10 protein-coding genes are annotated in these 8776 nt (G+C 69.1%); 7 read left to right on the top strand and 3 right to left on the bottom strand.

What is annotated here, in order from left to right:
• Window positions 1-6 precede the first annotated feature (6 nt).
• The 4 genes from J3R73_RS26165 (at window position 7) to J3R73_RS26150 (ending at window position 3136) form a co-directional block, all read left to right on the top strand.
• Window positions 7-615, top strand: a complete 609-nt coding sequence (locus tag J3R73_RS26165) for an invasion associated locus B family protein (RefSeq protein WP_307434176.1) — start codon at window positions 7-9, stop codon at window positions 613-615.
• Between the two features lie 287 nt (window positions 616-902).
• The gene (locus J3R73_RS26160; RefSeq protein WP_307434175.1) at window positions 903-1454 is read left to right on the top strand and encodes a methylated-DNA--[protein]-cysteine S-methyltransferase; all 552 of its coding nucleotides are present in this window, start codon (window positions 903-905) and stop codon (window positions 1452-1454) included.
• Complete coding sequence (locus J3R73_RS26155; protein WP_307434173.1) at window positions 1451-1804, top strand: hypothetical protein; 354 nt, start codon at window positions 1451-1453, stop codon at window positions 1802-1804. The genes J3R73_RS26160 and J3R73_RS26155 overlap by 4 nt, the downstream gene beginning before the upstream one ends.
• 231 nt (window positions 1805-2035) lie before the next feature.
• Complete coding sequence (locus J3R73_RS26150; protein ID WP_307434171.1) at window positions 2036-3136, top strand: hypothetical protein; 1101 nt, start codon at window positions 2036-2038, stop codon at window positions 3134-3136.
• A 57-nt stretch (window positions 3137-3193) separates the two neighbouring features.
• Here the strand turns inward: J3R73_RS26150 and J3R73_RS26145 are convergent, their stop codons facing one another.
• Together J3R73_RS26145 and J3R73_RS26140 are read right to left on the bottom strand one after the other, a co-directional pair.
• Window positions 3194-4483 carry a glycerate kinase type-2 family protein gene (locus J3R73_RS26145; RefSeq protein WP_307434169.1) on the bottom strand — a complete coding sequence of 430 codons (1290 nt, stop codon included), beginning with the start codon at window positions 4481-4483 and terminating at the stop codon, window positions 3194-3196.
• A 95-nt stretch (window positions 4484-4578) separates the two neighbouring features.
• Complete coding sequence (locus J3R73_RS26140) at window positions 4579-4833, bottom strand: GlsB/YeaQ/YmgE family stress response membrane protein (RefSeq protein WP_307434167.1); 255 nt, start codon at window positions 4831-4833, stop codon at window positions 4579-4581.
• A 213-nt stretch (window positions 4834-5046) separates the two neighbouring features.
• Between J3R73_RS26140 and J3R73_RS26135 the strand changes: the two genes are divergently transcribed.
• The 3 genes from J3R73_RS26135 to J3R73_RS26125 all read left to right on the top strand — a co-directional run bounded on the left by J3R73_RS26135 (window position 5047) and on the right by J3R73_RS26125 (window position 8150).
• The gene (locus J3R73_RS26135) at window positions 5047-5514 is read left to right on the top strand and encodes a YidB family protein (protein ID WP_307434165.1); all 468 of its coding nucleotides are present in this window, start codon (window positions 5047-5049) and stop codon (window positions 5512-5514) included.
• Between the two features lie 118 nt (window positions 5515-5632).
• The gene (ahcY, locus tag J3R73_RS26130; RefSeq protein WP_307434163.1) at window positions 5633-7033 is read left to right on the top strand and encodes an adenosylhomocysteinase; all 1401 of its coding nucleotides are present in this window, start codon (window positions 5633-5635) and stop codon (window positions 7031-7033) included.
• 283 nt (window positions 7034-7316) lie between these two features.
• On the top strand, window positions 7317-8150 hold the full coding sequence (locus J3R73_RS26125; protein ID WP_307434161.1) for a transglutaminase-like domain-containing protein: 834 nt from the start codon (window positions 7317-7319) through the stop codon (window positions 8148-8150).
• Between the two features lie 16 nt (window positions 8151-8166).
• Here J3R73_RS26125 and J3R73_RS26120 read toward each other — a convergent pair whose 3' ends face one another.
• Window positions 8167-8700 (bottom strand): NADPH-dependent FMN reductase, encoded by a 534-nt coding sequence (locus J3R73_RS26120; RefSeq protein ID WP_307434159.1) that lies wholly within the window; start codon window positions 8698-8700, stop codon window positions 8167-8169.
• Between the last annotated feature and the right edge of the window lie 76 nt (window positions 8701-8776).

The following is an 8776-nucleotide window of genomic DNA, read 5'->3' as shown; positions in this document are numbered from 1 at the left end:
AAACGCATGACTGGACTGGAAGCAAGAAGGATGCGGCGTCTCGCCGGCATCGCCGTCGGGATCGCCCTGGCGGGCATGGCCGGCATCGGCAGCGGCGGGGCAGCCACGGCGCCGGCCAAGAAGCCCGCGCCGAAGCCGGCCGCGGAGGCGCAGCACAAGGCGGACGACGCCGCTGCCGCGCCGGCCGCCGCACCCCGGCCGGCGAATGCCCCGGGCTGGGCCGCCCGCTGCTCGGCGGCTGCGCGCCAGGGGCCGCTCGAATGCGCGGTCGAGGAGAGCGCCGTCATGAACGGCACCGGGCAGCTCGTCGTCGGCATCACCATCAGGGTTCCCAGCGATACGCGTTCGCCGGTCATGCTGGTCCACCTGCCGCTCGGCCTCTATCTGCCCGCCGGGGTGAAGCTGCAGGTCGACGCCGCCGAGCCGGTCGGCCTCGCCCTGCAGACCTGCGACGCCTCGGGCTGTTTCGCCGGCGCGCCGGTCACCGCGGGCCTGCTCGACCAGCTCAAGCACGGCCAGCAGCTCAAGGTCATCTTCCAGAACCTGCAGCACGCCGATATCGCTGTGCCGCTGCCGCTCGGCGACTTCGCGGCGTCCTTCGCCAAGATCCAGTAGCGGGCGACGGCCGGTCGCCGCAGCCTTGCCCCATATGCCGGGATAAGACGATTTCGGCCCGGGACGGTTCAGGATTTGTCATTGCCGGGCTCGTCCGGCAATCCAGCCGGGCCGCTTGCCCTCGTTCCGGCGAAGTCCGGGTAGCCGGGACAAGCCCGGCTATGACAGATTGCGCCTCTTCCTCTTCCTCCTGTCTCGGCGCATGGGGCAGCCTTGCCCGCGGCCCTGCGCGGCGGCATAATGTGCGTGGTCGGGCCGCAGGCCACCTCGACAGCGGGGGAGAAGCAATGATCACGCCGCCCCATTTCGCCCTTTTCGATACCGCGATCGGCACCTGCGCCCTGGCCTGGGGTGCCAAGGGCCTCCTCAGCGTGCAGCTGCCTTCCAGCGATGAAAAGGCGCTGCGGGCGCGGATGCAGCGCCTCGTCCCCGGAGCCGTGGAGGCCGAGCCGCCGCCGCCGGTGCGGCGCGCCATCGAGGCGATGCAGGCCCTGCTCCGCGGCGAGCCGGCGGACCTCTCCTGGATCGAGCTCGACATGGAGGCCGTGCCGGCCTTCAACCGGCGGGTCTATGCGATCGCGCGGGCCATTCCGCCGGGCTCGACCATGACCTATGGCGAAATCGCCGCCAGGCTCGGCGACCCCCTGCTCGCGCGCGCCGTCGGGCAGGCCATGGGCCAGAACCCCTTCACCATCGTCATGCCTTGCCACCGCGTGATGGCGGCCGGCGGCAAGTCCGGCGGCTTTTCCGCCCATGGCGGCGTCGAGACCAAGCGCCGCATGCTGCGGATCGAGGGGGCGCTGCCGGACGACCAGCCCTCCCTGTTCGGCTGGCCGTGAGCATCGCCATGGCGCCGGATGCCGAAGGGCGCCTCGCCGCAATCGCCGGGGCCTTCCTGGCCGACCCCGAGGTCAGCCGGGGCAAGCTGTTCTCCGCCTGGGGGCTGAAGGTCCGCGGCAAGATCTTCGCCATGGTGACGCGCGGCCGCCTCGTGGTGAAGCTCCCGAGAGCCCGTGTCGATTCGCTTGTGGCGCAGGGGCTGGGAGACCGCTTCGATCCCGGCCATGGCCGGCTGATGAAGGAATGGCTGTCGCTGCGTGGGCATGAGCCGGATTGGCGCGCATTGATGGCGGAAGCGAAGGATTTTGTCGCCGGGGCAGCCAATGCGGGCAGCAGTGGCGAGGGATGACGCCCCGCGAGGACGAGGCCGCCGCGGGGTGAAGATGATCCTTCCGGTATCGATGCCGGCATTTTGACACAGCCTGCCTCGCGACGTTCCGACCCCGTTGCGTCGGCGTCGGTTTGGTCCATACTGGCGGTAAAGACGGTCCATCTCCTTGTTTTCACCCGCCTTCTCCGGGCATGCCGGCAGCATGGCCGAAAACCGGGGATCGGCCGATGACCCAGGAGGATTCGATCCATGACTACCGGCGCAGACTTCGTGACGCTGCAGGCCGACGGCATAAGCGTGACCCTCGATCTCGCCGTCGGGCATATCAGGGCGCTCGAGGTCGACCGCGGGGAACAGCGGATCGCGCCGCTGCATACGGCGCCCTGGATCGGCGATTCGCATGCGTCGGACACGCCCGCGCATCTGGCGCGCCTGTCCGGCGACTTTCTCTGCGCCCCCTTCGGGCCGAGCGACATCGACGGCTCGCCGTCCCATGGCTGGCCGGCCAATTCGCCCTGGCGTCATCTCGGCACCGAGGCCGTCGCCGGCGGCAGCGTGGCCCGCTTCGAGCTGGGGCGAACGGTGATGGGCGCCACCGTCACCAAGGAATTCACGCTCCGCGACGGCCATCCCTTCCTCTATCAGCGGCATCTCTTCTCGGGAGGCGAGGGCGCCGTCTCGGTGGGGCTGCACATGATGGTGTCGCTGCCGCAGGGCGGCCATCTCAGCTTCTCGCCCAAGCTCTTCGCCGAGACGCCGGCCGAAGCGCTGGAGCCCGACGCCGCCAGGGGCCATTCGCTGCTCGCCTATCCCGCCCGCTTCACCGACCTCAAGCACGCGCCGCGTGCCGATGGCGGCACCGCCAACCTCACCTGCTATCCGTTCGACCGCAATCACGAGGATTTCGTGATGATGGTCGAGAAGCCGGAGGACAGGCTCGCCTGGGCGGCGGCCCTGCGCCACCACGAGCGCGACCTCGTGCTCAGCCTGAAGCGGCCCGCCGACTTCCCGGCGACGTTGCTGTGGATGAGCAATGGCGGGCGCTACTACGCGCCCTGGAACAGCCGCCACCGCGGCGTGCTCGGCCTCGAGGAGGCGCGCACCTATTCGCTCAACGGCCACAAGGCGTCGATCGCGCCCAACCCCCTCAGCGCGCAGGGCATCCCGACCTCGATCGCCCTGGGGGCGAACGGGGAGGTCGACCTGCGCCAGGCCATCGGCATCATGCCGGTTCCCCCCGGTTGGGACCGCGTGACCGACGTCGAGGCCCGCGGCGGCACGCTCGCCGTGATCACCGACATCGGCGAATTCACCGTGCCCTACGATCCGGCCTTCGTGCTGCACCGATAGGAGGGCGGCGCACGTTCCTCCCTTGGGGGGACGCCGAAGGGCGAGGCCGGATGCGCCTCACCCCACCAGCACGATCCTGAGATCGTTGACGTTGGTGAAGGTCGGGCCGGGGGCGACGAGGTCGCCGAGCGCCTCGAAGAAGCCGGTGGAATCATTGTCGGCGAGGAAGGCCGCCGCGTCGAGGCCCTGCGCCCGGGCGCGGGCCAGCGTGGTCTCGTCGACGACCGCCCCGGCCGGATCGGTGGCGAGGCCGCCGCCGCCGTCGGTGCCGTCGGTGTCGGCGGCGAGGGCGCTGATGCCGCTCTCGGCCTTGAGGGCCAGCGCCAGGGCCAGCGCATATTCCTGGTTGGGCCCGCCGCGCCCCTGGCCGGCGATGGTCACCGTCAATTCGCCCCCGGAGATCAGGGCCGCGCGCCGGCCGGCCGCCTTGAGCTCGCGGGCCAGCGAGGCCTGGGTCGCGGCCACCTCGCGCGCTTCGCCCTCGACGTCGGCGCCGACGAGCACCGGCTCATAGCCGCGGGCACGCACGGCCTTCGCCGCCGCGTCGATCATCATCGCCGGCGTCATGACGATGCGGTACTCGGTGTTGGCGAAGATGGCGTCGCCCGGCTTCGGCGTCTCGTTGGCCGGGTCCGCGAATAGGGACCTCGCCGCCCCGAGGGGCGTCCCGTAGCGATCGGCGATGGCGAGCGCCTCGGCATTGGTCACCGGGTCGGGCACGGTCGGGCCGGACCCGATCACCGAGGGATCGTCCCCCGGCACGTCGGAGATGGCGAGGGTGAGCAGGCGGGCCGGGAAGGCGGCACGGGCGAGGCGTCCGCCCTTGATGCGCGACAGGTGCTTGCGGATGGCGTTGATCTCGCCGATCGCCGCGCCGGACCGCAGCAGATGCCGGGTGATGGCCCGCTTGTCGTCGAGCGACAGGCTGCCGGCGGGCGCCACCCAATTGGCCGAGGCGCCGCCCGAGAGCAGCACCAGCACCAGGTCCTCCGCCGTGGCCGAGGCGGCGAGGTCGAGGGCGCGCCGCGCGCCCTCCACGCTGCCGGCGTCCGGCACCGGATGGCCCGCCTCGATCATCGGGACGAAGCGCATCGGCCGCCCATAGCCGTGGCGGGCGACGGCGATGCCCTCGATCCGGTCGCCGCCGACGCCGAGCGCGGAATAATGCGCCTCGGCGGTCTCGGCCATGCTGCCCGCCGCCTTGCCCGCGGCGAGAAGGATCAGGCGTCCCCGCTCCGGCGGGGCCGGCAGATGGGGAACGAGGCAGCCGGCGGGATGGGCCGCGGCCACCGCTTCGCTGAACACGGCGTCGAGAATGTTGCGGTGGGCGCGGATCGGATCCGTCATGCCTGCGTCGTCTCCTCTGTTCGGTCGTCGGCGTGCTTTAGCAACAAAAAAGGCCGGTCGCGAGACCGGCCTTGTCGAATTTCGAAGCCGCGGCGTCAGGTGCGCCGGGCGACGGCGTTGTAGATCAACAGGAGGATGATCGAGCCGGCGACCGCGATCAGCAGGCTGGTGAAATTGACGCCGGTGACCGGCGGGCCACCGAGGAAATTGGTGCTGATATAGCCCCCGATGAGCGCGCCGACGATGCCGATCACGATGTCGATCAGCACGCCCGCGCCGGTCCTGTTCACGATCTTGCTGCCGATGAAGCCGGCGATCAGGCCGAGTATGATCCACGCGATCCAAGACATGATGGTTCCTCCCTTATCCCGGATGTGCCTCCGGATGCTTGTGTGCGCGGATGGTAGGCGAGTAAATTCTTTTCGCAAGTCCGAACTGTCGTAACGCAAGGTGAGGTCGGCGGGAATTTCGTCGTCTCGATGTCGTTATGAGCCGGAGCAGGGATGCAGTATAGTGAGCGGGCAAGGCGGTCGCGACTTGCGACGCGAGACGAGGAGATGCAAATGGGCTTTTTCGACGATGCGCTCAACAAGGCCGCCCCGGGCGGCAACCTGGCCAAGCCGCTGATCATCGCGGCCGGCGCCCTGCTCCTGGCCAAATATCTTCACGGCAATGACGGCGCGCCGGCCCCGGCGCCCGCTCCGGCGCCGGCCTCGCCGCCCGTCCCGCAGCCGTCCGCTGCGGACCAGGGCGGGGGCCTGCTCGGCGGGCTCGGCGGGCTGCTCGAGCGCTTCCAGCAGGCCGGGCACGGCAACGTCATCGATTCCTGGATCGGCAATGGCCAGAACGCGCCGATCCAGCCGGGCACGCTCGGCCAGGTCCTCGGTTCGCAGACGATCTCCGACCTCGCGCAAAAGGCCGGCATCAACGAGCAGGACCTTTTGAACCAGCTCGCGCAGAACCTGCCCAACATCATCCACAACCTGACGCCCAACGGGCGCCTGCCGACGCCGAACGAGGTCGGGCAGTAGCGCGCGGACGCGGAGGGGCGATCGCCGATCGCCCCTCACATAAAGAAATCCTTATATCCTTATTGTCGTTGCGTGCCGCCTGTGCTAGACGCCCGGGCATTGAATCAGGATCGCACCGATGAGCACGCACGATTATATCGTCAAGGATATGGGCCTCGCCGCCTGGGGCCGTAAGGAAATCGACATCGCCGAGACCGAGATGCCCGGCCTGATGGCGACGCGCGCCGAATACGGCCCGGCCCAGGTGCTGAAGGGCGCCCGCATCGCCGGCTCGCTCCACATGACGATCCAGACCGCAGTGCTGATCGAGACGCTGACGGCCCTCGGCGCCGATGTGCGCTGGGCGTCGTGCAACATCTACTCGACCCAGGACCACGCCGCCGCCGCGATCGCCGCGGCCGGCACCCCGGTCTTCGCCGTCAAGGGCGAGACGCTGGAGGAGTACTGGCAGTACACCCACAAGATCTTCGAGTGGGCCGATGGCGGCACGCCGAACATGATCCTCGACGACGGCGGCGACGCCACCATGCTGATGCATCTCGGCCTGCGCGCCGAGAAGGGCGACACGGCCTTCCTCGACGGCGCCACCAATGAGGAAGAGGAAGTCGTCTTCGCCGCCATCAAGGCGCGGATGAAGGAACAGCCGGGCTGGTACACCAAGAACGCGCTCGCCATCCGCGGCGTGACGGAAGAGACCACCACGGGCGTGCACCGCCTCTACGAGATGGCGAAGAAGGGCACGCTGCTGTTCCCCGCCATCAACGTCAACGATTCCGTCACCAAGTCGAAGTTCGACAATCTCTATGGCTGCCGGGAATCGCTGGTCGACGGCATCCGCCGCGGCACTGACGTGATGATGGCCGGCAAGGTCGCCATGGTCGCCGGCTTCGGCGATGTCGGCAAGGGCTCGGCCGCGTCGCTGCGCAATGCCGGCTGCCGCGTCATGGTCTCGGAAGTCGACCCGATCTGCGCCCTGCAGGCGGCGATGGAAGGCTATGAAGTCGTCACCATGGAAGAGGCGGCGCCCCGCGCCGATATCTTCGTGACGGCGACGGGCAATATCGACGTCATCACCATCGACCATATGCGCGCCATGAAGGATCGCGCCATCGTCTGCAACATCGGCCACTTCGATTCCGAGATCCAGGTCGCGGCGCTGCGCAACCTGAAATGGAGCAATGTGAAGCCGCAGGTCGACGAGATCCAGTTCGCCGACGGCCACCGCATCATCCTGCTGTCCGAGGGCCGCCTGGTGAATCTCGGCAACGCCACCGGCCATCCCTCCTTCGTGATGTCGGCCTCCTTCACCAACCAGACGTTGGCGCAGATCGAGCTGTGGACCAATCCGGGCCAGTACGGCAAGGAAGTCTATACCCTGCCCAAGCATCTCGACGAGAAGGTCGCCTCGCTGCATCTCGCCAAGGTCGGCGCGCATCTCACCAGGCTCAGCGACAAGCAGTCCGCCTATATCGGCGTGCCGCAGACCGGCCCGTTCAAGCCGGAACTCTACCGCTACTGACGGCGAGCCGGCCCGTCGGCGTTCCCGCTTGCCGGAACGCGCAAGAAGCGAAAGGCGCGCGCCGCGCCTTTCGAAACGAGGGGAATGGCCCCTTCCTCGCGGCCTGCAGCATGCCTGCGGACGCATGGCTGTCCCTCGCCGTCGCGCCGCCGGGAACAAGGCGGGCCGGGCGGCGTTGCTTGGCTGCGGATCGGCCGTTGCTTCCTGCAGACATCCAGGCCCGAAGCCGTGCTTATGCGCGGCCGGGATGTGCTTCCTTGCCGGGCTCGCCAGCGAGGATCCCATGCTCATCCGTTACGGCTTCAACATCGATCTCGATTTCTTCCAGCCGTCGACGCTGGTCACAGTGATGGACGTCCATCCCGACCGGTGGAGCGACATCGTTTCGGAAACGAGCTATCCCTATGGCCAGGCCCGCCGGGCCCGCACCTTCTTCGATGCCCACGGCAATTTCTGCCGTCGCATCGATCTCGACGGCGGCACGGTATCGCTGCGCCGCGAGGGCCTGATCCGCGACGGCGGCCTTCCGGACCCGGTGTTCCCCACCCTGCCGCAGACGCCGGTCGCCGACCTGCCCGACGAGACGCTGCAATATCTCACCGCCAGCCGCTATTGCGAGACCGATCTGATGGCCGCCTTCGCCTGGCAGAATTTCGGCTGGATCGAAGGCGGCTGGGCCAGGGTGCAGGCGATCTGCGATTTCGTGCAGGGGCATCTGCGCTTCGATTACGCCCTGGCCTCCCCCACCCGCACCGCCGTGGGCGCGTTCCAGGAGCGCGTCGGCGTGTGCCGCGATTTCAACCACCTCGCCGTCACCCTCTGCCGGTGCCTCAATATCCCCGCGCGCTACTGCAACGGCTATCTCGGCGACATTGGCGTGCCGTTCAATCCCGATCCCATGGATTTCAACGCGTGGTTCGAGGCCTATCTCGACGGCCGCTGGTACACGTTCGACGCCCGCCACAACCAGCCGCGAATCGGCCGTATCCTGCTCGCGCGGGGCCGGGACGCCGCCGACATCCCGATGATCCATTCCTACGGCCAGCATAGCCTCGGCCGTTTCGAAGTGATCACCGAGGAGGTGCCGGAAGCCCAGGCCATGCGCGCCGTGGCGTAATCCGGATCCGGGCCCGTCATTCGGGCGCCGGTATCGCCCGGGCGAAGGCCTGGAGGGAGGCAACGATCGCCGCCGCGATCCCGGCCTGCGCCGCGATCGCCTCCCCGTCGAGGCCGGCGGCGAGCAGGGGCACCGTCAGCGAGGCTTCCTCCACAACCCGGCCGGACATCGTGCGCAGCACCAGGCGCAGCGCCGTCTGCGCGTCGGAAGCGCGCGGCGAGGCGTTGAACAGCGCGACCGGCTTGCCCGGGAATTCCGGCCCGCCCACCAGCCAGTCGAGCGCGTTCTTGAACGAGCCGGGAATGCCGCGCGCATATTCGGGGCAGGAGATCAGCAACCCGTCCGCGGCGCCGACCCGTTCGCGCAGGGCGCGGACCGCGTCCGGCAGCGCGCCGGCTTCGAGATCGGGGTTGAAGTGCGGCAGGGCGCCGATGCCCGCGAACGGCTCGATGCGCATGCCGGCAGGCGCCAGCAGGGCGGCGGCCTCCAGAAGCGCGCCGTTGGAGGACCGGGCCCGAAGGCTCCCGGAGAGGGCGAGAAGGCGGATCATGGGCACGCGCTCGAGGAAGGGCGGGGGCGATCTAACGCGAATCGCCGATCCGCGCCACGCTTCGCCGCCCGATATC

This window comes from Labrys monachus (assembly GCF_030814655.1).
Classification (GTDB): domain Bacteria; phylum Pseudomonadota; class Alphaproteobacteria; order Rhizobiales; family Labraceae; genus Labrys; species Labrys monacha.
Note: the sequence above shows the minus strand (reverse complement) of the source record. Positions and strands in the feature narration are given on the sequence as shown.